Below are 26578 nucleotides of genomic sequence, written 5' to 3'. Positions count from 1 at the left end.
CGTGGTACGTGGGATCCCTCGCCCGGGCTATGCCTCTTTCGGTTTCTTCGCCCGGCTCGGAGCGACCCGAGGGGGCTCTCCCGGCATCTTCGGATAGACGGGCGGCCACGGAGCATCAGGTAGGGCACGCTCTTCCGCATCACGCCGAACCAAGTCGAGTAGCGGCTCCAACGATTGAGGGGGCGCTGGATTCCACGGGTCGTCGTTCGCGGCGACTCGAAGAGGCACCGAGTCGATGGTGAGCTCGTCCGGTTCGATCGAGCCGAGCTCCTCCCACGCGAATGGAGTCGAAACCTGCGCACCGGGTCGGGCCCTGACCGACCAAGCCCCGAATACGGTCTTGTGCGGCGCGTTCTGGTTGAAATCGACGAACACCCGAGCGCCGCGTTCCTCCTTCCACCAAGCAGCGGTGATGAGGTCCGGGCGCCGGCGTTCCAACTCGCGCGCTACGGCAACAGCTGCAGCTCGCACGTCGAGCGACGACCATCGCGGCTCGAGGCGTACGTAGATGTGAACGCCGCGGTTGCCGGTCGTCTTGGGCAGCCCGGTCAACCCAAGGCCGTCCAGGAGTCGACGGGTTTCGAAAGCCGCCTCCCGGATCATCGGGAACGTCACGCCCGGCGAGGGATCAAGGTCTATGCGTAGCTCGTCCGCGTGGTCCGGATCCGAGGCCTTGTACGGCCACACGTGGAAGCCGAGACACGCCAGATTCACGGCCCACAGCACGTGGGCGATGTCGGCGGCCACGAGAGCTTCCGAGGTGGTGCCGTTCGGTGTGGCCACGATCGTCGTCTGCAGCCAGTCGGGGTGCTTCTCGGGTACCCGTTTCTGGAAAAAAGACTGACCGCCCGCGCCATGCGGGAACCGCTGAAGCAGTACGGGCCGGCCGCCCATTGCACGCATCAGTGGGTCTTCTACCGTGCGGTAGTAATCGACAAGGTCGAGCTTGGTGTGGCCCGATCCCGGAAAGAAGACCTTTCCGGGACTGGAAATCGACACCTCGTGTCCGCACGACTCAATGACGACTGTCTCCTCGGCGGCCATCGCCGCCACGGTACCCTCGGTCGGAAGGTGTCATCTATTTCTCACAAGCTGCCGTTGAGGACCCGCGTCGCTGCGGCAGTCGGGTCCGCAGTATCCGAGACGTCGAGGCGTTTGGGACGCGGTGGCGGGTCCGTCGTGGGAGGGAGGGCAATCCTCGCCGTCGATCCGCTAGGTCTCTCGAGGCTGGCAGCCGGCCGGGCGATTGCGCTGGTTTCCGGAACCAATGGCAAGACGACGACCACGAGCCTCCTACGGGCGGCGCTTTCCGGCTCCGGTCCCGTCGCTACCAACCTTCTCGGGGCGAACCTTCCCCCGGGCCTTGCAGCAGCGCTGGCCGAGATGCCTGACGCCCCGTTCGCGGCGCTGGAGGTCGACGAGGCCTGGTTGGGAAAAGTCGTCGATGCCACGTCACCCAGGGCGGTCGCGCTCCTCAACCTGAGCCGCGACCAACTGGACCGCAACAACGAGGTTCGCATGCTCGCCTCGGCCTGGCGGCGAACATTCGATCGGACTTCACGGCAGGAGGCCGTTACCGTTGTCGCCAATGCCGACGACCCGATGGTGGTGTGGGGAGCCGGCCTGGCTGAGGACGTCCGGTGGATAGGCGCCGGTCTTCCGTGGACCGACGATGCCGCAGGCTGTCCCGCTTGCGGCGGGAGGATCCAGTTCTCGGAAGGCGGCGACTGGGCGTGCGGAAATTGCGACTTCCGCAGGCCGCCTCTCGACGCGTGGCTCGAGTCGGGCGCGATCGTCCGGGCAGACGGGTCTCGTACCGACCTTCGCGTGTCGCTGCCCGGAAGAGCCAACCTGGCCAACGCGGCGATGGCGCTGTCGGTTGCAGAGGTCTTGGGGTGCGACGAGTCCAGCGCTGCCGCGGGGCTATCGGAAGTGAAAGAGGTGGTGGGCCGTTACGCGAGTGTCTCGGTTGGATCGATCGCCGCGCGCCTGTTGCTCGCCAAGAACCCTGCCGGCTGGCTCGAGGTATTCGACATTCTCCGTCCACCACCCGTTCCCGCGGTGGTCGCGATAAACGCGCGGATAGCCGACGGGCGCGATCCGTCCTGGCTGTGGGACGTTCCATTCGAGCGGTTCGCGGGGCGGTTGGTGATCGCGACGGGCGAGAGAAGCCGTGACCTCGCTGTCCGCCTTCGGTACGCGGGAGTCGAGCACCGTCGCGAGGACGATCTGCTCAAGGCCGTTGTCCTGGCTGCGGAAGCCGGTTGCTCCGATGTTGACGTCGTGGCCAACTACACGTCGTTCCAGCAGATGCGGGCCTTGCTCGCATGAGCGGCGTAGCAGGCTCGAAGGTCACCGTCGCACTCCTTTTTCCTGATCTCCTGGGCACCTACGGCGATTCGGGCAACGCGGTCATACTGGCTCAGAGGCTCAGGTGGCGAGGAGTCCCGGCTGAAGTCCTGACCGTGCGGTCGGGGGACCCGGTTCCCGAGTCGTGTGACCTTTACGTCGTCGGGGGCGGGGAGGACCTCCCCCAAGCTCTGGCCGCTCGGCAGCTCGGGACCTCCGGCGGGCCGCTCCATCGAGCGGTCGGCGGGGGAGCAGCCGTACTGGCAGTCTGCGCCGGGCTCCAGATCCTCGGCAACAGCTTCGTCGGTCCAGACGGAAACCGCTCGGACGGGCTGGGGCTGCTCGACTGCGAATCAGTGCGGGCGAACGGGCGCCGATCCGTCGGCGAGATCGTCGTCGATCCGGAACCGGACCTGGGATTGCCATCGCTCACCGGCTACGAGAACCACGCCAGCACCACGCTTCTCGGTCCCTCGGCCCGGCCGGTCGGACGGGTTGTTCACGGAGTCGGGAACGGCGGAGAAACCAAAGTCGACGGGTGCAGGTCGGGCCGTGTGTTCGGCACCTACCTTCACGGCCCCGTCCTCGCGCGCAACCCCGCCCTGGCCGATCTGATCCTCGGTTGGGTGACCGGCGACCTCGCGCCGCTGGATGACGGGGAATGTGACGATCTGCGAGCAGAGCGACTGGCCGCCTCTCGCACGGAGAGACGGAAGCCCGACCTAGGCGGGTTCGAGCGCCTTCGCTCCCGGCTCACAAGGAGTGTCGGAGGAAGCGTTTGAGCTCGACCGCCTTGTTCACCGACCACTACGAGCTGACGATGCTCGAAGCCGCGCTCCTCGCCGGCGTCGCCGATCAGCGGGTGACCTTCGAGGTGTTCACCCGGTCATTGCCAAGTGGGCGTCCGTACGGCGTGTTCTGCGGCTCGGGAAGATTGATTCCCGCGCTCGAGAACTTCAGGTTCGGTAAGCCGGAGATCGATTGGTTGCGACGCGAGCGCGTCGTGAACGAATCGACGCTCGAGTGGCTCGCCGGGTACCGGTTCAGCGGTGACATTCACGCGTATGGAGAAGGTGACCTTTACTGCGCTGGGTCCCCGGTGCTGACCGTGGAGGGAACTTTCGGCGAGAGCGTGCTGCTCGAAACTCTTGTCCTGTCAGTGCTGAATCATGATTCGGCGGTCGCGGCGGCGGCGTCGTTGATCTGCAGGGCTGCCGGCGATCGTCCGGTGATCGAGATGGGAAGCCGGCGAACCGACAATGAAGCAGCCGTCGAGGCTGCACGCGCGGCCTACATAGGAGGATTCGCGTCGACCTCGAACCTCGAAGCAGGACGACGGTATGGAGTTCCGACGGCCGGGACGACGGCGCACGCGTTCGTGCAGCTGTTCCCCGATGAGAAGGCGGCCTTCGCCGCGCAAGTGAAGGCGTTCGGCAGCGAAACGACTCTTCTAGTCGACACGAACGACACCCACGAAGGGATACGGCGCGCAGTCGAAGCGGCCGGAACCGAGCTGGCGGCGATCCGCATCGACTCCGGCGACCTGGTCGAAGAAACGCGAAGGGCGCGTGAGCTTCTCGACTCGCTCGGTGCCACCGAAACGCGGATCGTCGTGACCGGGGACCTCGACGACGAACGGATCGAGGAGCTGCGGGACGCGCCGGCGGACGCATACGGGGTAGGGACCGGTGTGGTCACCGGACTCGGCAGCCCGACCGCCGGTTTCATCTACAAGCTCGTAGCCGTCGGCAACCGTCCGGTCGCCAAGCATTCACCTGGCAAGTCCACGGTCGGCGGCCGCAAGTGGGCCTGGAGAGTCCCCGGTCGAGGCGAGGAAGTGGTCAGCCTCCGGCCCGAGCCAGTGCCCGACGGGAGCCGCCCGCTCCAGCACCTTGTGATGGTCGGGGGTGTTCCGCAGCCGATGCCGGGACTGGCCGAGGTGCGCGAGCACCGCCGGCGTGCTCTCGATGAGCTGCCGGCCGGCCGGCCTCTGGTCGGCGTCGCGCCGGTCTAAGTCCGTTCCCAGAGCTTGATGCCCCCGAGGATTCCCGCGGCGTTGTCCACCAGGCTCACGTCTGCCGGCAGCTTCACAGACGTCAGGTGCACGGAGTTGCCGCCTCCGATGAACAGGTGGTCGTAGAAGGTCAGCGCTTTGACAGTCGCAATTGTCTCGACCACCCGCTTCTTCCACCGCTTGACCCCGATCTTCTTGAGGGTCGCGTTTCCGAGGACATCGTTGTAGGTGCCCGACTTCCGCAACGGGTGGTGGGCGAACTCGAGGTGCGGCAGGAGCTTGCCTTCGAAGAAGAACGCTGTGCCGACCCCGGTCCCGAGGGTCATCACCGCCTCGAAGCCTTTCCCGGCCACTACCGCCGCACCCTGGACGTCCGCATCGTTGGCGACCTTGGTGGGCTTGCCCGTGGCTTCCTCGAGGGACCCCTCGAGGTCGAACGCGTCCCAGGCCTTGACGAGTTTCGCCGCAGGTTTCCCTCCCGGGCCGTCGGGCGAGATGAAATGCGGCGCCGACAGGACATGCCCGTCACGCACCATTCCGGGGAAGCCCACCGATATCCGGTTGTAGGGCGGAAGCCCGGTGACCAGCTTCATCAACTCCTCGACGAGCCGGGTCGGCGACAGCGGATAGGGCGTCTGCGCGCGGACCCTCGTATGCTCCATTTCCCCCGAGGCCGAGAGGACGGAGGCCTTGAGTCCCGTTCCGCCTATGTCGATCGCCAGGGTGTCGAGCCCCGGAGCGGCGGCCCTCTTCCGGGCCGCAGCCGTCTTGGCCGGGGTGGCCGTCTTCGGGGCTGGGGCTGTGTTCGTCATGTCGAGAGACTATGTAGTCCCACGACAACGCGGCGCCCTGGCCTTTTCGAAACGGGGAATTGGCTCACGCGTTCGACGTTTGCGCCCGATGGGGTACAGAATGAGACTGCCGTCGAGTAACGGCACAGTGAGACTGCCGTCAGGTAACGGCACGTTCGGACGGAGGGAGGTGCGATGAGCACGAGGGACGACGCTCGCCTCACGGCTCAAGAGCGCGCCGCCCTGTCAAACCTCGAAGCCCTGGCGGCCGCGGACGACCCTCAACTGGCGGCTCGCCTCCGGGGTCCCAACCACTGGATCCCGCTCCTCCGCCTGCCCGCCATACCCGGATGGATACACAGCCTCTGGCTTGCGGCGCCGGCCGTCGTGGTGGGACTCGTTCTCACCGTGGTGGGCTTGAGCGTCGGCTTGGTGGTCGGGGTTGTTGGGGCCTGCCTCGCGGCAGCCGGTTTGTGGTCACTGGTCGCCGCTGCAGAGCGGCGTTGGGGCGGAGGCTAACCACCGCCCCCGGCGAAGGAACCGCCGAACGGGCCGCTTCCACCTCCGAATGCAGCTCCACCTGATGCGGGGCCGGCGCCTGCGGAATTCGCTCGAACCGACGTAGCAGTTACCGTCCCGTCAGAGGCCTTCGACCCCAACACGACGACCGTGTCGCCCACCTGCAGCCCGGATAACGCCGACTCCGCCGTTCGGGTCACGCTCGTCGAGGAGCCGACTTGCACTTTGATCAGGCTGCCGCTCGAGTCCGTCACATAGAGCGTGTTGCCTTGGACGCCGGTCACGACGCCGGAGGTGGCACCGGCAGCTCCGCCGCCGCTCCCGGTTCCCAACCCGCCCGAGCCACCGGGCCCGCTGGCGGACCTCGCTGCCGCGAACCTGCTTGCCAGCGCGCTCAACGGGTTCGACGACGACGTCCCGTTGTGGTGACGCTCCGCGACCGAGCCCGCCCAGAACCCGCCCGCGAGAAGAGCGAGGGCCAGTAGCCCGGCCGTAACAGCATGAAGTCTCAATCCCCTCGGCGGCGGGCCGGTCTGCCACTCGTCGTCGGTGTCCTCGGGGTGCACCGCGAGGTAACTCGTGGCCCTATCACTTATGTCCCCATCACTCATGTCGGAGCGCCTCGATCGGCCGGAGCGCAGCGGCCCGGTTCGCCGGATAGAACCCGAAGAACACCCCGACCATCACTGCCACCGCGAAGGCGAGCGCGATTGAAGATGCAGAGACCACCGGATGCACCCCGACGATCCGGAATCGAGTCCCGATCAGACCGACGCCGATGCCCACCAAACCGCCTAAGAGCGACAGGAGGACTGCCTCGGTGAGGAACTGGCCGAGTATCGCCGACCTGGGGGCTCCGATCGCCTTGCGGATGCCGATCTCCCGGGTCCGCTCGGTGACGTTGACGAGCATGATGTTCATGATCCCGATTCCTCCGACTAGAAGGCTGATGGCTGCCACCGCTCCGAGCAGGACGGTGAAGGTCTGGTTCGTCGATTGGCTCGTTGCTAGAAGCGAGCCCTCGTTGACGATCAGGAAGGGAAGGTTGGCGACACTCGTCCGGTTCGCCGAAGCGAGAATCTCTGCGGCTTCCTGCTCGGCGTTGTTGACGCTGCTGGCGCTTTTGGCCTGGACGATCAGTTCTGTGAAGTTGTTGGTGTAGCCGGTCAGCTGATCCTCGGCCGACGTGTAGGGAACGACTGCGACATTGTTCAAGTCCTGCCCGGCGCTCGACCCCTTGTTCGCCAGAACGCCGACGACGACGAACCGGGCAGAGCCGAAACTGATCTGTGCTCCGAGCGGGTTTGACCCCGGTTGGAAGAGGTTGGAGACGAGGTCCTGCCCGATGACGACCACTCGCGCGTGAGACGAGATGTCGGTGGGTGTGATCTGGCGCCCGGCCTGAACCTGATAGTCCTCCGCTGCGAACCATGCCGGGACCGTCCCCGTGACCGTCACCGAGGTCGACGCCCCGCTGTAAGCCGCCGTCTCCGAGGCGCTCACGACCGGTGAAACCGAGGCGACGTCGGGGGCTTGGTTGGGGTCCTGGAGCTTGGAGACGTCCGCGGCCGTGATGGTCGCCGGTCGGGTTTGCGTTCCTCCCGTTGCCGGGCCTCTTCCGAACCTGCCGCGGTTGATGATCGTGATGGTGTTGGTGCCGAGCGCCTTGATGCGGTTCTGCACGGCTTGAGACGAGCCGTTGCCGACCGCGACCAGGATGATTACAGCGCCGACTCCGATGAGGATCCCGAACACCGTCAGGGCAGATCGGAGTTTGTTCGCTGAAAGACCCCGGAAGGCGCCCCGGAAGTTGTCTGCCCAGTTCACTCGCCCTCCCCGATCACTTCAGCGGCCTGTCAGGACGGGGTTCGACATTGTTTCGCCCCTGCTTTCGTCATCGACTATCAAACCGTCGCGCACCCGGACGGTCCGACGGGCGTAGGCGCCGATGTCGGCTTCGTGAGTGATGATCACCACGGTTCTTCCTTGCTGGTTCAGGCGTTGGAAGATCCCCATCACTTCGGCGCTCGAATGCGTGTCGAGGTTGCCGGTCGGCTCATCCGCAAGGATCAGCGAAGGGTTGGTGACGATCGCCCGGGCAACGGCAACGCGTTGTTGCTGACCGCCCGACATCTGGCTCGGGAGATGCTCGACGCGGTCCGACATCCCGACCATGTCAAGCGCGGCCAACGCGCGGTCACGCCTCTCCTTGGCTCTGACACCCGCGTAGATCAGGGGCATCTCAACGTTGGCAAGCGCCGATGTCCTCGGAATCAGGTTGAAGCTCTGGAAGACGAACCCGATCTTCCGATTGCGGATACGGGACAGTGCCGAGTCATCAAGTCGGCGGATGTCGATCCCGTCGAGCCAGTAACGCCCCCGGGTCGGCACATCGAGGCAGCCGATGATGTTCATCATCGTCGACTTCCCCGACCCTGATGCTCCCATGACGGCGACGAACTCGCCGCTATCTACGACGAGAGTGACGCCGTTCAGGGCCCGCACCTCAGTCTCGCCCATTCGGTAGACCTTCTCGACGTTTCGGAGTGCGATGACCGCAGGAAGGGAGACTTGGGGCTCGTCCGGCATCAGCCTCCGCCCCCGATTCTCACTGCTCCGCCGCCACCGAGACCGCCGCCCCCAAGGCCGCCACCCAGGCCGCCGAAACCGCCGACCGTTCCGTTACGGGACGAGCCCGTACCCGAACCTCCGGAGCTCACCGTCGCAGTCGGGATCACGACCACGTCGCCGGCCGAAAGTCCCGACAGTATCTGCGTGCTTGTGTCGCCGACCAGCCCGACGGCCACCGGTTGGACGGTCTGCTTCCCGTTCTGAAGAACTGTCACGGTCGACGCACGGCCGGCCGTGCTTATCGCGGACGTAGGCAGCTCGAGGACGTTGCCCGCGGACGCGACTACGACGCTGACGGTCGTGGTCATCCCGGGCTTCACGGTTGTGGGCGGGTTCTGCAACGCGACCGTGACGTTGTAAGTGACGACGTTGCTCACGACCGTCGAGGTGGCGCTCACCGCGGTGACCCGTCCGGGGACGGTCGTGCTGGTCAGCGCACTGAACGTAACCGTCGCGGGCTGCCCTATAGCCACCCGGGTCGCGTCGGCTTCGGCGAAACCGGCAATGACCTGCAGTTGGGACATGTTGGTAAGCGTGAGGAACACAGACGAGGACGATCCCGAGCTGCCGCTCGACGACGATCCGGCACTCGAGGACCCCGCTCCGGACCCGGAGCCGGTTCCCGATCCTGTCCCCGACGAACCCGAGTTCGCGTTGGCGTTGGATGAGCCGCCTCCGGTAACAGTTTCGCCGACTGTTCCGTTGAGTGCAGTGATAGTTCCGGAGAAGGGCGCGGTCAGGGTCGTTTCCGAGAGTGTTTTCTGATCCTGGGCGACTACTGCTTGGGCCTGGGTGACCGCCGCTTCGTCTTGCAGAACTGCGGCCGGGTTGACGTACTGCTTTGCCTGAATCGACAGCTGTTCCTGGGTCAGCGTGTTCTGCGCCTGGGTCAGTGAGTTTTGTGCTTGGTTGACCGACTGTTGGTCGCTGCCGACGGCCGAGCAGGCTGTGGTACCGGCTGAAGCGCCCGATTTGGCGCACTGTGCCCTGTCGGACCCCAGCTGGTCCTGGGCCGCGGTGAGGTTCGACTGCGCGGTAGAGACCTGGCTTTCGGCCGCCGAGAGAGTCGCCTGATCCTGCGCCTTCTGGGGAGGTGTCTCCCCTCCGGACTGGACGAGCGCAAGGTTGTCCTGCGCCGCTTGAAGGCTGTCCTCGGCTGCGGTGAGGGAGGCCTGCGCCGGGCCGGGATCGAGCTTGGCGAGCACCTGGCCGGTGGTGACCGACTGGCCGGCTGTCACGTCGATTTCGGTGACGGTTCCTCCCGTTGAGAAGTCGACGTTCTGGGCCTGCGCCGGCGAAACGTTGCCCGTCGCCGACACCGACGCGGAAACGTCACCGAGCTGGGCCCTGACGGTTCGCGGGGCTGTGTTGGCCGAAGCCGAGCTGAACACCGACGTCACCCCCGCCACGACCAGACCGGTGAGCACCGCCGCGATCACCAGGTTCCCCACGAGAAGGCGCCGAGTACCCCTTAGTCCAATCATCACGAAGCCGCCGGCGTCGTAGTAGTCGTCGTGGACCCGCGATTGGGAAGCAACGCGGCGCAAGCCTGCTGGGCTGCCTTGAAAGTCGGGCTGTTTTGGAGCTGGCTGAACGCGCCGCGCGGCCCGCCGCCGGACGGCTCTTGACCGGAAGTCTGGCCCGGTGCGGTGGTCGGGGTCGGGATGCTCACCCCGTGTAACTGAAGGCAGTTGCGGTAGGCGGCGAAGGCCGCGCTGTTCAAACCAGCGCCGAAGTTCGGCCTCAGGGTCCGGCACGCCTGGAACGCCGCTTGGTACTCGGCAGGAATCGTCGGACGGGTGAAGCCACCCGACGGTGGGCTGGTCGGGTTCTGCGTCAATCCGCGACGCTGCGCGAATGCGCCGGCGACGCTGGAGGGAACCCCGTGGCTCTCCAGACACTGTGTGTACCGGGGGAACGTCTCCGCCCCGGCCCCCGGCACGGTGGTGGTCGACGACGATCCCGCGGCGGACGAGCTGCCTCCACCGCATGCAGCGAGTCCTATGGCGCACGAAAGTCCGACGGCCACCGGGGCCAGGATCTTTTTCGAGTTGCTTGCGGCGAGTTTTGGCACCTCGCGAGTAGACACTCGCGAGGTGAGACAGAGATCGAAATAACCTAAGGACTAGCTAAATGCGTGCTTATCACCGCACTTGTGCGGGTGTTCGCGCGCGGTTTGCGCCGCCTCTATGCTGTGCCTCAGCGAACTCTCAGGAAAACGGGGTAGAACACCTACCCGTTACCAAACCTTCTACACAGGAGAGAAGTGTGCGCGTACTGGTTCTGGGTGGCGACGGTTACCTCGGCTGGCCCACTGCATTGCACCTTTCAGCAGCGGGCCACGACGTCGGGGTGGTGGACAACTTCGTGCGCCGCCAGTACGACGACGAACTCGGCGTGGCGAGCCTCGTCCCGATCAGGAGCCTCGGCGTCCGCGTCGAGCGCTGGGCGGACCTGACGGGTCGGGTGATCGATCGGTACGACGGCGACCTTTGTGACGCCGAGTTCGTGCACCGCATGGTTCGCGACTTCGAACCCGACACGATCGTGCACTTCGCAGAGCAGCGTTCTGCGCCGTATTCGATGATCGATCAGGGCCACGCCGTCTACACCCAGACCAACAATGTCGTCGGCACCCTGAATGTTCTTTACGCGATCGCCGAGAGCGACCGCGACATCCATCTGGTCAAGCTCGGCACGATGGGTGAGTACGGCACCCCGAACATCGACATAGAAGAGGGTTGGCTGACCCTGACCCACCGGGGACGGACTGACACCGTTCTGTTCCCCAAACGCCCCGGTTCCTTCTACCACCTGTCCAAGGTGCACGACAGCCACAACATCGAGTTCGCCTGCCGGGTTTGGGGACTCAGGGCCACCGATCTCAACCAGGGTGTCGTCTACGGCCAGAGGACCGAAGAGACGGCGCTTGACCCTGCACTCGAGACGCGATTCGACTACGACCACGTATTCGGAACGGTCCTCAACCGGTTCGTCATCCAGGCGGTTCTCGGCCATCCGCTGACCGTCTACGGCTCCGGCGGTCAGACGCGGGGCATTATCAACCTGGTTGACACCGTCGAGTGCATCCGCCTCGCTACCGAGAACCCGGCCAATTCCGGTGAGTTCCGTGTGTTCAACCAGTTCACCGAGCAGCTATCGGTGCGCGATATCGCCGAGACCGTCGCTCGCGCCTATCCGGGACGCTGCACGATCGAGGAGGTCGAGAACCCGCGAGTCGAGCTGGAGTCTCACTACTACCGCGCGGCTCACACCAAGCTTCTCGACCTCGGGCTGGTTCCTCACCTTCTGAGTGAGACACTCATCGACTCGATGTTTTCGATAGTCGAGCGGCACAAGGATCGGGTGAACATCGAAGCCATCCGGCCGACCGTCAAGTGGCGAACGACCGCCAGCGAGCTCGCCGGCACTGCCTGAGGCCCACCTGCCAGCGGCGCTGACGACTCTCGACGAAACCGCGGCCGGCCGCCGCCAAACCGGTCGCGACGAAGTCCGCGACGCTGCTGCGAACTGGTGGAAGCGACGTTGGTTGCTCGTCGGCGGGCCGATGCTGCTCGGACTCATACACGTTGCGCTGGTCGCGCCGCACTACTTCGTCGGATCGTTCGACGACGACTCGAGCTACATCCTCACTGCGAGAGCGCTGCTGCACGGTCAGGGGCTGACCGGTCACCTCGTCAACGGGTCGGTCGTGGTCGGCGCCTACCCGCCGGGATACCCTGCGCTGCTCGCCCCGCTCGTTTGGATCTGGGGACACAGCTTCGCGCCGCTGCGTCTCCTCTCGGTCGCTTCTTACGCGGGGGTCTTCCCGCTGACATGGACGTACCTGCGCCGCCGTGACGTGTCGCCCGGGGTGATCGGTATGGCCCTGCTCGCGCTCGCTCTCAGCCCGCCGTTCGCGACGTTCGGGAGCATGGTGATGGCCGAAGCGCCGTTCCTGATCGTGTTCCTCGTCTTTCTTCTCCTCGTGGACAGGTGGGACCACCAGGAAAAAGACTTCACCCCGACGGCCGTCGCCGTTTTCCTCGCCGGTGCGGCCCTGGTCTGGTTGAAAGAGGCGGCGGTCGGCATCCTCGCCGGCCTGATCGTCTGGGAGTTATGGTCCCGCCGGCGCAAGCCGGGCTGGAGCAGCCTGCTACGGGGAGGCGGCATCATCGGGGCGACGGTCGCACTGCTTCTTCCTGTGGTCGTCGCGCGCGTGATGGCTGGCGTCCCGATCGCAGGTACCCGTTACTCACAGGAACTTGGTGGCTACTACCAGGGCGGGTTGGCGAATCGTTTGCTCCATGTGCTCCCTCACGGCGTGTGGCAGATCTTCTCTACTGCTGCGGCGGTGACGTTGGTTCCGTATCTGAGCCCGCTGCCCACGAGCGGTCACATTCCAGACGTTTGGAAGGTGTTCTCGTGGCACGTGATTGTCTTCGTGATCGTGGGTGCGGTCGTCTGGTTTCGGCGCCACCGCGACGCAGCGATCGCGATCGTTCCGATCTACCTGGCCGAGACCCTGCTTTGGCCGTATGTGAATGAGCGGCGGGTGATGCTGGTCCTGCCGCTGATCGCGGTGTGGTACGTGATGGGAGCTCTTGCTGTCTGGCACGCCCTGCGGACCCGTATCGAGGCTCGCAGGGCGGAGTGGCTCGGCAGGGCGCGAGCGGCTTCGGTGACTCTGGCGGTTGCCGCGGTCGGGGTTCCGCTGGTTGTGCAGTTGCCCCGTGACTACCTGTTCAACCTCGGCCAGTCGAGCTCGCATTTCGGCGGGTCGAGGTACATGGCGGTCCTTTCTGCAGAACGCCCGGCGTCCACGGTTGTCGAGACCGATTACCTCTACTCCACCGCGCTGTTCAGCGGCCATCTCACCGCGCGCTCGGCATTCGATGCCACGTCGAGCATTTGTTACACCCCTTCGATCCAGCAGGCGGTCGCCAAGGACCAGGCGGGCTTCCTCCTGCTCGGTGATGTTAACAAGCCCGGGATCATGGACAACCCGTGCCTGCTCGGAGTTGCCGACAGCTCGCCGTGGTCGGTGCGTTTGTTGCATACATCCCGAGACGATGCCTCCGTGTATGAGCTGATCGGCCCCGGTACCGCCCATCCGTCCGACGTCGATCTCGGCGCCGCGATAACTCCGTTGCAGTCGACGTCGGGCGGTACGACAGCGGTCACCCTGGAATGGAAGACTCCTTCGGTGGTCAGTCAGGTCAGCGTGGGTGAGGCCGCTCTCTCCGCGGGGCACACCAGATCCGTGACCCTCGAGATCCGAACGGGCACCGGTGGATGGGTCCCGGTGGCGCGCGCCAACAGCGGCGTCGGCGACGGTCGAGGTTTCGCGCCGATCCTGGTGGCCAGCCTGCCGGACGGGACGGTAGCGACGGGGCTGCGGGCCGTCGTAGCCGGCACGGGTCCCGCCGCGGTCGTGGACCTGCACGCTTTGGGAACGTCCGCCGGAGCAGGCGGATGAGAAGCCGATGGACCGCGATCGTGGGCCGGTGGCCGCTGGTGCGCCGGGTTGCCGGCTACAGCGCCGGCTCCGCGATAGCGACGGTGACCAGTGAGCTTGCGTTTCTCGGGACGCTTGGCTGGCTGCACGGAGGCACGACGTGGGCTTCCGCGGCGGGATTCGTCGGCGGGGCCGTACCCAACTACATACTGAACCGGCGTTGGGTGTGGTCGGAGCGGCGCGGGCATGAGCGGACCACCGAGGTCGTTCTCTACATGGCGGTCGCTTTGTCGAGCTTTGCAGCATCCGCGGTGGCCACTCACTGGGCACAGCAAGGAGCGCGAAGTCTGACCGGCGACCACGGCTGGACGGTCTTGCTCACCGGGCTCGCGTTTCTCGGCGTATCCGGGGTGTTCTTTGTTCTGAAGTTCGTTCTCTACGAGTGGCTGGTGTTCATCCCCGACCGGTCGTCGAAGCCCGCGCGCTCGCTCTCTGAGCCCACCAGGTCGTGACGACGACCCGCCCGAACCGCAGTCCGTAGACAAGGTTTCCCCCCTTCTTGGACGTCCCCGCACTGCGTTTGTACATGGTCGCCGGCGCCTCGATCACCTTGAATCCGTGGGCTATGGCACCGATCAAGAGCTCTGATGTCTGGTACTGGGTCTGTCGCAGGGGCACCCGATCGGTTACCTGGGCACGGAATGCACGCAGGCCGTTGGCGGGATCGGTTATACGCACGCCAGTCAACATGCTGACCAACGCGCCGTAGAGGATGACCCCGGCCTTTCGGACGGGGTCGGTCGTCTCTGTTCGGCCGAGTCGCCGCGACCCGTTCACGAAGTCGGCATCTCCCGAAACGATCGGCTCGACCAAACGCGGAAGCTCGCGCGGATCGAACTGTCCGTCGGCGTCCGCGGTGCAGATGATCCGAGACCCTCGCTCCCTGGCGAGGCGGTAGCCAAGGCGGAACGCCTGCCCCTGGCCGAGGTTGACGGGAAGGCTGCATACGAGCGCTCCGGCGCGGCGGGCGATGTCGCCGGTCCCGTCGGTGGATCCGTCGTCGACGAGGATCGTCTCGGTCTTGAGGCCGCAGATCGATTCCGGCACCGACTCGATGACGTCGGCGACAGTCTCGGCCTCATTGAGCGCGGGGATGACAACCGCGATCGGCGCGCCGGGACGATGGTGGTATTCCTCGACGAAGTCACTCGCCGCTCGATCCGCGAGGGCAGCTGCGCCGGGAACCTCCCGGACAGCTCCCTGGGCTCTCTCGGAGTTCGCCACCGTCAGGATGTCACGGGTCAGCGGATGACGTTAGTGCCGACGTAGGGCACAAGCGTTTCGGGGACGACGACGGTCCCGTCCGGCTGCTGGCCATGCTCGACGATCGCCGCCCACACCCGAGGAGTCGCCAGGCCCGAACCGTTCAACGAGTGGACGAACTCGACCGAACCGCCCTCCCTTCGAAAACGGATCTGGCCACGCCGGGCTTGAAAATCGGTCACCAGGCTCACTGACGACACCTCGAGCCACTTGTCGACGCCCGGCGAGTAGACCTCGAGGTCGTAGACCTTGGCGGCCGAGAAGGTCAGGTCGCCGGCGCAGAGTTCGACGACCCGATAGGGGAGGCCGAGCACCTGCAAGGCCTTCTCCGCGTCGGCAACCAGTGATTCGAACTCGCGGTTGCCTTCCTCCGGCCTGCACAGCTTGACCAGCTCGACTTTGTGGAACTCATGAACCCTCTGGAGCCCCCGGGTGTCCTTGCCTGCGGCGCCGGCCTCCCGGCGCCAGCACACGGTGTACGCCATGTACCGCTTGGGGAGCTCGGCTTCGGCAAGGATCTCGCCCTGGTCCATCCCCATCAACGACACCTCGCCGGTGGGAATCAGCCACAGTTCGTCGTCACGGACCCGGTAGGCCTGGGTATCGAACTTGGTCAGGTGTCCGGTCTTCGTGATCACCTCGGTGCGAACGAGGTGTGGCGGGACGATTTCCTCGTAGGCGTCACGGTGGAGGTCCAGGGCGAGGTCAACCAGCCCGCGCAATAGCCTCGCCCCTTCGCGACGAAGCAGCGAAAACATCGCCCCGCTCAGCTTCGCCGCACGCTCCCCGTCGAATATCCCAAGCCGTTCACCGACCTCCCAGTGCGGCAGCCACTCCCTGCCCTCATAGTCGGATGGGTCGTAACCATGTGTCCGCAGGATTCTGTTGCTCTCCTCGCCCGACCCGTCAGGCACGTCGTCGGCCGGCAGGTTCGGAATGCGGGAGACGGTGTCGTCCAGCTCGTCTTCGATCGCGCGAAGCTCGGCGTCGAGTTTCTCGAGGTCCGTCTTCGAGGCGGCGAGCCGGCTTCGCAGCTCGTCGGCCTCCGCGCTCCGGCCCTCTCTCATCAAGGCGCCGACCTCTTTTGACGCAGCGTTGCTCTCCGCCCTGGCCTCGTCGACCCTGCGGATCTGCTCCCTGCGCCGCTCGGCGAGGTTGCGTGCGGAGCTGACCAGGGACGGGTCGACCCCTTTGCGCGAAAGCCTTCTTGCGGTCTCGTCGAAGTCGTCGATCAGTAGCCGGGTGTCGATCATGCGTCCCGGCAGCCTATCTATCGCCAATCTTCCGTCTGACGAGGCACAATGGCCTCCGTGCCGCCATGCCACCAGTGCGGGATGGAAAATCCCGAGGGCTTCCGGTTCTGCGGTCAGTGCGGCGCGATGCTGGAGCCCGCCGGTTGCCCGGTGTGCGGCGCCTCTCACACGCCTGATCAGAAGTTCTGCGGCCAGTGCGGGGCCGTTCTGCAGGAAGTCAACGCTGGTGCTGCGGTGACGGACCCGGTCCCCGAGCGGAAGCTCGCCACCGTCCTGTTCGCCGACGTGGTCGGGTTCACGTCTCTCGCAGAGCGAACCGACCCGGAGGTCGTCGCCCGGATGGTGGACGCGGCGTTCACGGAGCTCGGGCAGGTCGTCTCCGAGCACGGCGGCACGATCGACAAGTACATGGGCGACTCCCTCATGGCGGTGTTCGGCGTGCCCACGGCACACGACGATGATGCCGAGCGAGCCGTCGCCGCCGCTCTCGCGATGCGACATATCGGCGGCGATCTGGTCTTCTCGATCGGAGTCAACTCGGGAGAGGTGATGGTGACCCCGCTCGTCCGGTCCGCCGGGACGACTGTCATAGGCGACACCGTCAACGTCGCAGCCCGGCTGGAAAAAGCGGCCGGGCCAGGAGAGGTGCTCTGCGGGCCTCTGACCGTCGAGTTGGTAGGCGGAAGAGCAGTGTTCAGACCCAAACAGCCGCTGCTTCTGAAAGGCAAGAGCCAACCGTTGCACGTCTGGGAGGCCGTTTCGATCGGGCCGCTGAGCGGTGCGACGACGACGCCTGACGTCCCGCTCATCGGGCGCGACGACGAGCTCGCATATCTCCTCGCCCAGTGGCAGCGCGTGGTGCGCGACTCTCGCTACCAGATGGCTCTTGTTTGCGGCGATGCCGGGCTGGGCAAGAGCCGCCTGGTCGACGAGTTGGCGAACGCAGCCGCCCGAGACGGGCAAGTGGTTCGAACCAGCTATCCGGCCTACGGCCCGGTGGGCGGGGTCCGGCTGGCCCGTGACCTTCTCAACCAGCTCGGTCCTGCCGACGACACGGAGGTGACCGCCCGGGTGCGCTCACTGGCGGGTCCGGTGGACGTGTCTCTTCGATCGATGGATCCCGCCGGCCTCCAGAAAGAGCAGCTTTGGGCGCTTGGCAGGCTTCTCGAGGAAAAAGGCTCGGCCGGTCCGCTGCTCCTGATCGTCGACGACTTCCACCACGCGACAGAGACGACTCTGCAGATCGTCGGCGAGATCCCCAACCGCCTGGCCGGCGTGCCGATCTTCCTGGTGCTGGTGGGGAGGACTGATCCGGGAGAATGGCTCGCCCGGTTTCCGGCGGCGACCAAGGTCCAAGTCCCACCGCTCGGCCGGGGCGACTCGGCCTGCCTCGCCGCCGAGCTCGTCGGCGAGAAGCCCTTGTCGGAGGAGGCGGCGGACTGGCTGATCGGCCGCTCCGGGGGGAACCCGCTGTACTTGCGAGAGCTGGTCCGAGTGGCCCGCGAGACAGGTTCGCTAGTCGACGCCGGTGACCACTATCGCCTTGGCGCGGCCCCGGTGCCGGTCACACTTCACGCGCTGCTCGCCGCCCGCCTCGACGCAGCCGGACAGGCCCAGAAACAGGCCTTCCAGCACCTCGCGGTCATCGGCCATGGAGCTTCCGAGGCGCAGCTTTCTGCCCTCGGGGGTACTGCATGCACCAACGCGCTGCGGGGCTTGCTCGATCTGGGTCTGATCAGGCTCGAACCCGACGGGTCTTACTCGGCGGCCGATCCTCTGCTGAGCGAAGTGGCTTACGAGTCGCTGCCCCGAACCACCCGCGGTGATCTTCACAAACTGGCGGCGGAGACCGCTTCCCGGCCGGAGGACAGGGGCAGGCACCTGGAGGCAGCGGCTCGCTACCTCGAGGACGATGAGGCTGTTGCCGCCGAAGCCGCCGAGGCGTTGGTCCGGGTCGGGTTGGAGTTCCGGGAGTCAGCCCGCTTCCCCGAGGCCCGCCGGCTGCTCGAACGCGCCGTGTCCTTGGGGTGGCGCGAGGCCGCCGCTCTACTGACCCTGGCCGACGTTCAGTCGCTTGACGGTGACAGCGACGCTGCAATGCAAACGCTGGCGCTGATCGGGGACGACCCGACCGATCCGTTGGTAGGCATTGAACGCGACCACGCGATGGGCCGGGTCGAGATGTTCACCAACTCGGCGGAGGCCCGACCGCGGTTGCATGATGTGGCGGACCGCTGGCGGCAAGCCGGCGATCCCCTCAAACAAGCGTGGGCGCTGGCAAACGCGGGTGTCGCCGCTTTCAACCTCAGCCAGATGGAGGAGGCATCCAGCGACCTCGAAGGCGCCCTGCAGATATTCGAAGGGCTGGGCGACCAGGGCGGCGAGTCAGCCACGACATCGTTCCTGAGCCTGGTGAGGCCCACCGACCCGCGGGTCGGGACGTGGCTGGCCAACGCGCTCAGCTTCGCGGAAGTCACCGGCGATCGGATGCGCCAGATGAGCGCGCTGATTCCTCTGGCATGGCACCACGGGCTGAGGGCGATCTGGGGGCCGGCTGCCGAAACGGCCGACGCCGAGAACTTCGCCGCCCGGCTCGCTGCCGTCGCCGAGGAGTTGGGTCAGAACGAATCGGCGATTCATGGGCACTCCCTACTGTCGATCCTCGCCAGATCCAGCGGCCGCCTCGAGGAGGCGGTGAGACATGCCGAGTCGGTCAACAAGCTCGTCGATCGGCTCGGCGGAAGGGACCCGTGGCTCCCCTGGGCAGTCGGATTCTCGGTGACCGTGGCGAGAGGCGCGGCCTCGGCGGCTGCTCCGTTTCCTCCCGCCGATTACACCAACCCGGTGGGTGCAGTGGCGGCGGAGGTCATCCAAGCCGAGCTCGCCTTCTGCGGCCGGGTCGAGGAAGCCCTCGGCCACTGCGCCACCGGCCTGCTCGAGCGGGGGCCGGTCGCCGACACGTCCGGCGTCCTCAGGGCGCTGATGCTCTTGCTGACCGGGCGGCACTCCGAGGCACTTCAGCCCGCCGAGCGAGCCGAAGCAGTCGCTGCGCAGATGGGCGCAAAGCCGGTGTTGGTCATGGCCAAGGCGATCCAAGCAGAAGTCAAAGCGGACCCTTCACTTTTGCCACCGATTCCAGAAGATCCCGTCTCTGCGTCGGGCGCTGTCATCCTGCGAGCGCATGCCGTGCTCGGCGACATGGACGCGGCGTCCGAGCTTCGCCGGGTCGTGGCCCTCCTCGTAGCGCCGGGACTTCTCGCCGGCGTGCCGTCCGGCTAAAGGACCGGCGGTCTCGGGACCCGCCCATCGAGGTCGGTGAACCCGTAATGATCGGCGAGATCGGCGACGTAAAGTGCCTGACCTGACCACCTCTCCCTTTTGGCGTCCGCAGCAAGCGCGACGACAGCCCGACCGGCGAATCGAGGCGTCTCGGCTCCGGCAAGGTCGAATTCGCCCTCACCGGGGAGGCTGAGGATCCGCCTCCCGTCGGGCCCGGCTGGGACCATCTGCAGCAACTCGGTGTTGACGATTCCGGGCCATATAGAGACCACTGCGACACGTCGACCATCGAGCTCATGGGACATGTCCTTGGTCATCCGGTCGACAGCTGCCTTCCCAACCCCGTAAACGGTGTTGTGCATGTAATGAACCGACCCGGGGGATGACACGTTGGCGATGAGGCCGCCGTCGCTTTCAAGAAGCATCGGGGCCGCCAGCACCGACGCGACGTAATGGGAGCGCACCCCGATGATGAACGTTTCGTCCCATGCGCGAGCGGGGACCTCCCAGAACGGTTTCCCCAGCCACCGTGCCGCCGCAGGAGAGTTGTAGACGTTGTTGACCAGCACGTCGAGCCGGCCGGTCTCGGTTGAGACCTGATCGAACAGTGCAGCGACGGCCGCGTCGTCGCTGTGATCGCAGACCACCGCGACACCCGTTCCACCGAGCCGGTTGACCTCGTCCGCCGTTTCGCTCACTGTGCCCGGCAGTCGACCAGCCTCGGACGTCCTCCCGGTGACATACACCGTCGCACCGGCCGCACCGAGCTCGAGGGCGATGCCCTTGCCGATTCCCCTGCTGGCGCCGGTCACAACCGCGACACGGTCGGCCAGGGGGTGGTCATCAATAGTTCCCATTGGATAAGACTTGCACCAACCGGCGCTCGGTGTCTCCTGGTACCGTTTCGCGGGTGCCAAGCCCAACCCACCGGCAGGTTCGCACGAACGGCATCACCCTTCACGTCGCGGAGCAAGGGGAAGGTCCTCCCGTCGTGTTCTGCCATGGTTTCCCGCACGTCTGGTACGTGTGGCACCACCAGCTCCCGGTGGTCGCCCAGCTGGGATACAGGGCCGTTGCGCCCGACATGCGAGGATACGGACGAAGCGACGCCCCGACGGGAGTTGCCTCCTACACCAACGAGAAGGCGGCCCTTGATCTGATCGGCCTTCTCGACGACATGGACGAGGGCGAGGCGGTCTTCGTAGGTCTGGATTTCGGTGCAGCGTTGGTCTGGGAACTCTGCCTTCGCCATCCCGACCGGGTGCGCGCCGCGGTCGTCTTCAACAATCCCTTTGTCGGGCGCGGCAAGCGTCGGCCCAGCGAACTATGGGCGCGTATCGCAGAGAAACACTTCCTCCATCTGCACTACTTCCAAGAGCTGGGGCCGGCTGACTCCGAACTCAACGAGCGGCCTCGAGACTTCCTCTCCAGCATTTACTACGCGTTGAGCGGCGACTATCACTACCTTGACATCTGGTCCCACCCGACCAGCGGCAACGGATACTTGGACGTCCTCCCCAAGGGGCCTCCCCTTCCCTGGCGCTGGATGGCCCAGGACGAGTTCGACGTCTTCGCCGAGGAGTTCACCAGAACCGGCTTCACGGGCGGCTTGAACTGGTACCGGGCGCTAGACCTCAACTGGGAGCTGACCGAGCCGTTCAACGACGCGAACGTTGAAGTCCCGGTGTTCTTCCTGTACGGCGAGCGAGACTGCGATATGGAGGGCTTCAGCGGTTCGGATCCGATCGGGACCATGAAATCGCGCGTGCCCGATCTTCGCGAGGTCGCCATGGTGCCCGGCGCCGGGCATCTGGTTCAGATGGAGAAGCCGGACGATGTCAACCGGCTTCTCACCCGGTTTCTGGGCTCCATCCATTCCTAATTCCAACGGCTACCAGGCGCTGATTTCGAACTTGAACTCTAGGTGCTTTTCGAGGGTGACAAGCGTGCCGCGGTCGGTGTGTGATTGCAGGTCAACGTGATCCATAACCGCGCGCACGATCGCCAGACCACGCCCGCGTTCGAAGTCGGTCTCGGGACCGCTGTCCGCGAGCGCGATGGCGTCGAACCCTAACCCGCTGTCGACCACCCGAATCTCGCAATCGTGACCCTTGACGAATATCTCGACGTCGTACGAGTCCCCCACCTCGGCGTGATCGATCACGTTCGTGCAGACTTCCGACAGGGCGATCTCCATGTCGTCGACGATTTCGTCCAACACGCCCAACTCCAAAAGCGATCGAGATGCGAGGTGCCGCGCCAGCGGGACACTCTCGCGCTCGCGAGGAAGCTCGAGCGACAGCGACATCTTTAGACCCGTCCGGTTTGCCCCTACCCACTTGGGGTCACTGTTGGTGCGAAGCGTCCGGCCCAAGCCTGATCCCCCTTAGCGGTCGTCCCCACGATCTGTTGACACGAGGGCCGAGATCCGCTGGTGGCTTACTCCAAAGCGGCGGCCGACCTGCCGAGTGGTAAGCCCCTCGTTCAAGAGCCCTCGCGCGGCCAAGCGGCGTGTCTTCGACGACCCGGACCGGAGGCGTTGGGCGCCCCGCCCGAGCAACTCGATCACCGAACTCACGGTTCCCCTTTCGGTGATCGTCGCCCACGGAACGTCGCGTTCGCGCTGGTCGGCTATCCGGCGGGCAAGAGACGCGACTCTCCGCTGCTCCCGTGCGGTGGCGTCGGCGGAGGCCGCCACTTCTCGCATCGCCGAGGCATCGCGCTTACCCATCTCGGCTCCCGATGGTCATACCACGGCTATACCCGGCACTTTGCCATTGCCAACCGAGGGGTTTTGTTTATTCAGTACCTGGGTAATCCTGGTGGGTAGCCGACCACGACGGCTTCGTACGCAAGCTGCCCGGGGGGAAGCGTGATGCTGATGCGAGCATCATCGCGAAGAAGCTTGGGGTCGAACACCCCGACCTGAACCTGTAAGCGGTGGTGCAGTTGCCACGCGTGACCCGATGTTTGATCACCCGGCCGAAAATCCAGGGTGGGAGCGAAACCGAGTCGGTCGAGAGCCGATTCGTACCAGCTGTAAAGCGCTGCCGGCGTGGTCGATGCGGTCAGGATCGCCCCGGTGAAGGCCGGATTGGGCTCCTCACCGGGGTGGGTCGGACTCTGGTCCATGCCTACGATCTTCTCTAGCTTCGAATGTGGAAATCGAAGCGCAGCCTCCGGCAGGCGCATGAGCTCCGAACGGGTCACGGGACGGTCGACCGGAAGGCCTGATACATCGGTGACCCCTGCCGACCGCCCGGCTCCGCCGATTCTGCCTCCGCACCCGGCAGCAGCAGATGAAGCAGCAGCAGATGAAATTGCAACCGAACAAATCGTCGCTGCGAGCCGGAGCGACGTCAGTCAGCGCTCCGCAGGGTCGGGACCAGCGCGATCGCGCTGGAAGCCGACAGCAACAAGAATCCGGCGAGCTCGACGGAGAGCGACGGCGTCGCCCACGGCACATCCAGACCGTCGTGGATTCCCACGAATCCGACGGTCGCGCTGAGCAGCAGTCCGACGGCGCTCGCCGCCATGAAACCTGCGCCGACGACCACTAGGGCCGTTTGCCTGCCGAGGGCGAGGATCGGACCGAGCAGGAAGCCGGTGATGGCTTGGGCCAAGAAGAGCGGACCGAGCCGGTGAACATGCCTGTAGCCCGACAGCCAAAGATGCAGATGTATGGCTGCTGTGGTGATGATCAAGGCAGCTCCGGACAGGACGGCGGCCGTCCCGAGCCACTTCACCCACTTGGGCGTTGCCCCGCCAAACCCTCGACCGAGGAGGGCGTCGACGAGTCGGCCCACGAATCCGGCTGCGTCGTGCTTGCCTCTCAAAGTGACACCGGTAGTCACGGTTCTACACGTCTGGTCACGTGTCGCATCCATCGCCGTCGCTCGGCCCACCGTTGTTGTCCGAGTCGTGGTCCCCGCCGTTGTGCTGCGGAATGGTGCAAGGCGTGGTCGACCCAGGAGTCGACCCCGGCGAAACCGTGGCGTTGGGTGTCGTCGGACCAGAAGGCGTGTTCGTCGCACCCGAGCTGCCGCATCCGGCGAACGCCACGCCGACTGCCAGCACGAGCGTTGCGAGCAGCGGACGGAATCGTTTCATCGAGCGAACTCCCTAGTGGTTCTTTTCCGAAGCGGGACGCTAGCCGAGACCGAACTCGGAGCCGTGAACGTTCACTTGTCACGTCCTGCAATACGTATCTAACGGTTCAGCGGTTTGCCGAGCTGCCATATTCCCAGGTGGACCGGCATTCTCTGATAGTCAGGCGCGAAACGCGTGCGCTTGCGCAAACTGTCCAGCCGGAAGCGGACGACCGAGCAGGAATCCCTGTCCGAAACGGCATCCGGTTTCCGTGGCGACTTCGAGTTCCGGTTCGGATTCAATCCGCTCTGCTACCGCAATTATCTCGAGCTCGGAGCACAACGAGGCCATGCTCCGCATGAGCGCTCTCGCAGTACGGTCACCACGCGCGGACTGCGTCACGAAGCTCCCGTCGATTTTGAGCACGTCCACAGGGAAAGTGGCGAGACGTGACATGGACGAGTAGCCGGTTCCAAAATCATCCAGGGCGATCCTCACCCCGAGGTCGCGCAGAGCGTGAAGGTGCTCGAGCACCCGAGTTCCGTCTTCCATCAGAACCGTCTCGGTGATCTCGAGCACGAGAGTAAACGGCACCAGAGCGGAACGAGTCAGGAGCGACGCGATGAAATCGACGAATCCCGGATTCGTGAGCTGCTGGCCGGAAACGTTGACCGAAATCGAGCGCGGCGTCGGTGCGTCCGATCCCCAACCCCACTTGGCGACTTGAGTCACAGCTTCGCCCAGGACCCATCGCCCGATCCCAGCAATCTGGCCCGTGCGCTCAGCAATCGGGATGAACTCGTCCGGCGGGATCAATCCATGAAGAGGATGCTGCCAGCGAGCCAGCGCTTCGGCCCCGACGATCCGCTGCTGATGGAGATCCACGATCGGCTGGTAGTGCAGGACCAACTCCCCGCGAGCGACGGCGGAATCCAGGTCTTTGCCGAGTTGCTCTCGTCGGGCGGCGTCACGAAGCATTCGCTCCTGAAACGCCGCAACCCTCCCGGATGCTCCACCCCTTGCTTCCGCCGTAGCCAATTCAGCGTTTCGCATCACGTCTTCGGGAAACTCCACCGTCCCGTCCTGCCCGGAGGCGGCAACACCGATGGCGACGCGCATGACATATTCACGGCTTCCAAACTTGATCGGAAGTGAGAACCGTGCGCCGATGTCGGCGGCTATGGTCATCGCCTCTCGGGTATCCCGAACGTTGTGGAGCAACAACACGAAACGGGCGTGAGCTACGCGGAACAGACCCGCGGAGTTGGGGATGCTCCTGACGATCCGAACGGCAATCGCCCGTAACACCTCGCGTGTGCCACGTTCGCCGAGTACTTCGCTGAGTTCATCTAGGCCGCCGACATCGATTTGAACCACAGCCACCCGCGGCCCGCCGTCGTTGACAGTAAGCGCGGTGACGAGTGCACTTGCCACCGCTGATCGGTCCGAATGAGAGATGACCTCGTCGGGATCCAGTGATCTTCTCCCTAAGACTTCCAGGACGCCTTCGACCGAACGAACTCGATCAGCTCAGACTGAGAACCAACACCGAGCTTTTGATATATCCCGGAAAGGTGATTCCGTACGGTCGAGCGGCTCACGTAGAGATCGGCCGCTATCCTCCCCACTCGCTGGCCGCTCAATATCCGAATCAGCACCTCGCTCTGGCGTGGGGTCAGATGGGCCATGTCCGCCAGCCGGCGAACTTCACTGATCTCGGCGCCTCTTCTCTCAACCTCGGCCGCGATGCGGGCCACGTCCACCTCGAGGCGGTCGATGCGCGCCACAAGATCTTCAAGACTGCTGGGCGTCGGGCTAGTTTTCTCCTCGACTTCGGCCAATACCTCACTCCACCGCTAGACCGGTCAAGTCCTCGGTTTGAGTGGGGCATTATCACCTACGTCACCGGTCGATGCTTCCCGCGCCCGCGTAAAAAGACACATCGTCTAGTCACCGCGCGGGTACATGGTCATTTCGCCTACGCGCCTCGTTCAGAAGGCGACTTTGGCTACGCGGCCGCGTAGCTTCAGTTTCGTCGAACAGTTTTCATTCGTCGCTCGCCGACGAGCCTTGCCAAGTCCACACGAGAGTTGATCCCGAGCTTTCTGAAGATGGCTCTCAAGTGGAAGTCGACTGTGAACCGGGACATGAACAGTTGATCCGCTGTCTGGCGATTTGTGAAACCTTGGGCGACGAAGTCGGCGATGTTTCGCTCGGTGCTGGTTAGCTCGGCCCATCGTCTCTCGATCGCCGGCATCGCGTCCGCCAACCTCGACTCGAGTTGGCGCGCCGCTTGCCTTGCCAGCGGGAGCATCAGTTCGCTGGCGTCCTCAGCGAACGACGTCAAGTCGACGACCCCGAGCACCTGCCCGCTCGACGGCTCGCGTATCGGCGCCGCAGCGCATGCCATCCCGACGAGGGCTTCCGCAAAGTGCTCCTCACCATCCACGACCGATGTCGCCCCTTCAGCGAGAGCCGTGCCGATGGCGTTCGTGCCGATTTGATCCTCGGCGTACACGAAGCCAGGGGCCAAGTAGATCCGGTCGAGACGGTCGCGCAACGAACGGTCCGACACGTACCGATCCCTGACGTGGCCCTTGGCGTCGGTCATCAAGACGCTGACTTTCGCCGTTGCCAGGTCGTCTGCCACACGTTCGAGCACCGGCCGGGCTGCTCTTTGGAGTTGGCTGTCTTCTTCAGCGCCATCTTCGTAGGGCACGTCGAACTGGCGGGGAACGAGGCCGGCGTCTGCAGAGCGCCGCCAGGATTCAGAAATCGATCGCCTCACCTGGCTGGATGGCTCGGCACCGCCGATCAAGGAGGCCAGAGCGTCACGCGGGGTGCTCACCGAGCCTCCTCTCTGACAGTTTCC

General features: G+C 65.2%; 27 protein-coding genes. 9 read left to right on the top strand and 18 right to left on the bottom strand.

The genetic code is table 11. From position 1 onward, the window contains the following. Nucleotides 1–27 precede the first annotated feature (27 nt). Nucleotides 28–1044: a non-homologous end-joining DNA ligase gene (gene ligD / locus VFZ97_17530; protein HEX6395238.1), complete on the bottom strand. Its 1017-nt coding sequence runs from the start codon at nucleotides 1042–1044 to the stop codon at nucleotides 28–30. A gap of 27 nt (nucleotides 1045–1071) precedes the next feature. Here ligD and VFZ97_17525 point away from each other — a divergent pair, with 27 nt between their 5' ends. Genes VFZ97_17525 through VFZ97_17515 form a run of 3 tightly spaced genes read left to right on the top strand, consistent with a single transcriptional unit; the run spans nucleotide 1072 to nucleotide 4363 of the window. Beyond that, entirely contained in the window at nucleotides 1072–2331 is a 1260-nt protein-coding gene (locus VFZ97_17525; protein ID HEX6395237.1) for a MurT ligase domain-containing protein, read from the top strand. Then, the gene (locus VFZ97_17520; GenBank protein ID HEX6395236.1) at nucleotides 2328–3131 is read left to right on the top strand and encodes a hypothetical protein; all 804 of its coding nucleotides are present in this window, start codon (nucleotides 2328–2330) and stop codon (nucleotides 3129–3131) included. Before VFZ97_17525 ends, VFZ97_17520 begins: the two co-directional genes overlap by 4 nt. Further along, on the top strand, nucleotides 3128–4363 hold the full coding sequence (locus VFZ97_17515; GenBank protein ID HEX6395235.1) for a nicotinate phosphoribosyltransferase: 1236 nt from the start codon (nucleotides 3128–3130) through the stop codon (nucleotides 4361–4363). Before VFZ97_17520 ends, VFZ97_17515 begins: the two co-directional genes overlap by 4 nt. On the opposite strand, the gene VFZ97_17510 is transcribed toward VFZ97_17515, so the two are convergent. Next, on the bottom strand, nucleotides 4360–5175 hold the full coding sequence (locus tag VFZ97_17510; GenBank protein ID HEX6395234.1) for an ROK family protein: 816 nt from the start codon (nucleotides 5173–5175) through the stop codon (nucleotides 4360–4362). The genes VFZ97_17515 and VFZ97_17510 overlap by 4 nt on opposite strands. Before the next feature lie 174 nt (nucleotides 5176–5349). Between VFZ97_17510 and VFZ97_17505 the strand changes: the two genes are divergently transcribed. Further along, entirely contained in the window at nucleotides 5350–5673 is a 324-nt protein-coding gene (locus VFZ97_17505; protein ID HEX6395233.1) for a DUF3040 domain-containing protein, read from the top strand. Here the strand turns inward: VFZ97_17505 and VFZ97_17500 are convergent. Genes VFZ97_17500 through VFZ97_17480 form a run of 5 tightly spaced genes read right to left on the bottom strand, consistent with a single transcriptional unit; the run spans nucleotide 5670 to nucleotide 10378 of the window. Continuing rightward, nucleotides 5670–6284, bottom strand: a complete 615-nt coding sequence (locus tag VFZ97_17500; GenBank protein HEX6395232.1) for a DUF5666 domain-containing protein — start codon at nucleotides 6282–6284, stop codon at nucleotides 5670–5672. The genes VFZ97_17505 and VFZ97_17500 overlap by 4 nt on opposite strands. After that, the gene (locus VFZ97_17495; protein ID HEX6395231.1) at nucleotides 6277–7500 is read right to left on the bottom strand and encodes an ABC transporter permease; all 1224 of its coding nucleotides are present in this window, start codon (nucleotides 7498–7500) and stop codon (nucleotides 6277–6279) included. Before VFZ97_17495 ends, VFZ97_17500 begins: the two co-directional genes overlap by 8 nt. 18 nt (nucleotides 7501–7518) lie before the next feature. Continuing rightward, nucleotides 7519–8262: an ABC transporter ATP-binding protein gene (locus tag VFZ97_17490; protein ID HEX6395230.1), complete on the bottom strand. Its 744-nt coding sequence runs from the start codon at nucleotides 8260–8262 to the stop codon at nucleotides 7519–7521. Then, nucleotides 8262–9851 carry an efflux RND transporter periplasmic adaptor subunit gene (locus VFZ97_17485; protein HEX6395229.1) on the bottom strand — a complete coding sequence of 530 codons (1590 nt, stop codon included), beginning with the start codon at nucleotides 9849–9851 and terminating at the stop codon, nucleotides 8262–8264. Before VFZ97_17485 ends, VFZ97_17490 begins: the two co-directional genes overlap by 1 nt. Continuing rightward, complete coding sequence (locus VFZ97_17480; GenBank protein ID HEX6395228.1) at nucleotides 9788–10378, bottom strand: hypothetical protein; 591 nt, start codon at nucleotides 10376–10378, stop codon at nucleotides 9788–9790. Before VFZ97_17480 ends, VFZ97_17485 begins: the two co-directional genes overlap by 64 nt. A gap of 194 nt (nucleotides 10379–10572) precedes the next feature. Between VFZ97_17480 and VFZ97_17475 the strand changes: the two genes are divergently transcribed. From VFZ97_17475 to VFZ97_17465, 3 genes are all read left to right on the top strand, one after another. Beyond that, nucleotides 10573–11742 (top strand): NAD-dependent epimerase/dehydratase family protein, encoded by a 1170-nt coding sequence (locus tag VFZ97_17475; protein ID HEX6395227.1) that lies wholly within the window; start codon nucleotides 10573–10575, stop codon nucleotides 11740–11742. 112 nt (nucleotides 11743–11854) lie between these two features. Further along, nucleotides 11855–13783, top strand: a complete 1929-nt coding sequence (locus VFZ97_17470) for a hypothetical protein (protein HEX6395226.1) — start codon at nucleotides 11855–11857, stop codon at nucleotides 13781–13783. Then, nucleotides 13780–14274, top strand: coding sequence for a GtrA family protein (locus tag VFZ97_17465; GenBank protein HEX6395225.1), 495 nt, complete (start codon nucleotides 13780–13782; stop codon nucleotides 14272–14274). Before VFZ97_17470 ends, VFZ97_17465 begins: the two co-directional genes overlap by 4 nt. Here VFZ97_17465 and VFZ97_17460 read toward each other — a convergent pair. Then, nucleotides 14216–15046, bottom strand: coding sequence for a glycosyltransferase family 2 protein (locus VFZ97_17460; GenBank protein ID HEX6395224.1), 831 nt, complete (start codon nucleotides 15044–15046; stop codon nucleotides 14216–14218). The two genes, VFZ97_17465 and VFZ97_17460, sit on opposite strands and share 59 nt — an antisense overlap. Nucleotides 15047–15063: 17 nt before the next feature. Continuing rightward, a complete protein-coding gene (gene serS, locus VFZ97_17455) occupies nucleotides 15064–16338 on the bottom strand; it encodes a serine--tRNA ligase (GenBank protein HEX6395223.1) in 1275 nt (424 codons plus the stop codon). A 48-nt stretch (nucleotides 16339–16386) separates the two neighbouring features. Between serS and VFZ97_17450 the strand changes: the two genes are divergently transcribed. Then, nucleotides 16387–19617: an adenylate/guanylate cyclase domain-containing protein gene (locus tag VFZ97_17450; GenBank protein HEX6395222.1), complete on the top strand. Its 3231-nt coding sequence runs from the start codon at nucleotides 16387–16389 to the stop codon at nucleotides 19615–19617. Here the strand turns inward: VFZ97_17450 and VFZ97_17445 are convergent. Continuing rightward, complete coding sequence (locus tag VFZ97_17445; GenBank protein HEX6395221.1) at nucleotides 19614–20474, bottom strand: SDR family NAD(P)-dependent oxidoreductase; 861 nt, start codon at nucleotides 20472–20474, stop codon at nucleotides 19614–19616. The genes VFZ97_17450 and VFZ97_17445 overlap by 4 nt on opposite strands. Before the next feature lie 53 nt (nucleotides 20475–20527). Between VFZ97_17445 and VFZ97_17440 the strand changes: the two genes are divergently transcribed. Beyond that, the gene (locus tag VFZ97_17440; protein ID HEX6395220.1) at nucleotides 20528–21499 is read left to right on the top strand and encodes an alpha/beta hydrolase; all 972 of its coding nucleotides are present in this window, start codon (nucleotides 20528–20530) and stop codon (nucleotides 21497–21499) included. A gap of 9 nt (nucleotides 21500–21508) precedes the next feature. On the opposite strand, the gene VFZ97_17435 is transcribed toward VFZ97_17440, so the two are convergent. The 8 genes from VFZ97_17435 to VFZ97_17400 all read right to left on the bottom strand — a co-directional run bounded on the left by VFZ97_17435 (nucleotide 21509) and on the right by VFZ97_17400 (nucleotide 26554). Then, nucleotides 21509–21925, bottom strand: coding sequence for an ATP-binding protein (locus tag VFZ97_17435; GenBank protein ID HEX6395219.1), 417 nt, complete (start codon nucleotides 21923–21925; stop codon nucleotides 21509–21511). Nucleotides 21926–22003: 78 nt separating this feature from the next. Further along, entirely contained in the window at nucleotides 22004–22348 is a 345-nt protein-coding gene (locus tag VFZ97_17430) for a hypothetical protein (GenBank protein HEX6395218.1), read from the bottom strand. A gap of 71 nt (nucleotides 22349–22419) precedes the next feature. Continuing rightward, a complete protein-coding gene (locus tag VFZ97_17425; protein ID HEX6395217.1) occupies nucleotides 22420–22749 on the bottom strand; it encodes a hypothetical protein in 330 nt (109 codons plus the stop codon). 227 nt (nucleotides 22750–22976) lie between these two features. After that, nucleotides 22977–23471, bottom strand: coding sequence for a hypothetical protein (locus tag VFZ97_17420; GenBank protein HEX6395216.1), 495 nt, complete (start codon nucleotides 23469–23471; stop codon nucleotides 22977–22979). Between the two features lie 16 nt (nucleotides 23472–23487). Next, nucleotides 23488–23727 carry a hypothetical protein gene (locus VFZ97_17415; GenBank protein ID HEX6395215.1) on the bottom strand — a complete coding sequence of 80 codons (240 nt, stop codon included), beginning with the start codon at nucleotides 23725–23727 and terminating at the stop codon, nucleotides 23488–23490. Nucleotides 23728–23886: 159 nt separating this feature from the next. Then, the gene (locus VFZ97_17410) at nucleotides 23887–25140 is read right to left on the bottom strand and encodes a bifunctional diguanylate cyclase/phosphodiesterase (protein ID HEX6395214.1); all 1254 of its coding nucleotides are present in this window, start codon (nucleotides 25138–25140) and stop codon (nucleotides 23887–23889) included. Between the two features lie 53 nt (nucleotides 25141–25193). Next, complete coding sequence (locus tag VFZ97_17405; GenBank protein ID HEX6395213.1) at nucleotides 25194–25547, bottom strand: LuxR C-terminal-related transcriptional regulator; 354 nt, start codon at nucleotides 25545–25547, stop codon at nucleotides 25194–25196. A gap of 185 nt (nucleotides 25548–25732) precedes the next feature. Then, complete coding sequence (locus tag VFZ97_17400) at nucleotides 25733–26554, bottom strand: LuxR C-terminal-related transcriptional regulator (protein HEX6395212.1); 822 nt, start codon at nucleotides 26552–26554, stop codon at nucleotides 25733–25735. Between the last annotated feature and the right edge of the window lie 24 nt (nucleotides 26555–26578).

It is taken from the genome of Acidimicrobiales bacterium (assembly GCA_036378675.1).
In the GTDB taxonomy this organism is placed as follows: domain Bacteria; phylum Actinomycetota; class Acidimicrobiia; order Acidimicrobiales; family Palsa-688; genus DASUWA01.
This window is presented reverse-complemented; position numbering and strand designations above follow the sequence as displayed.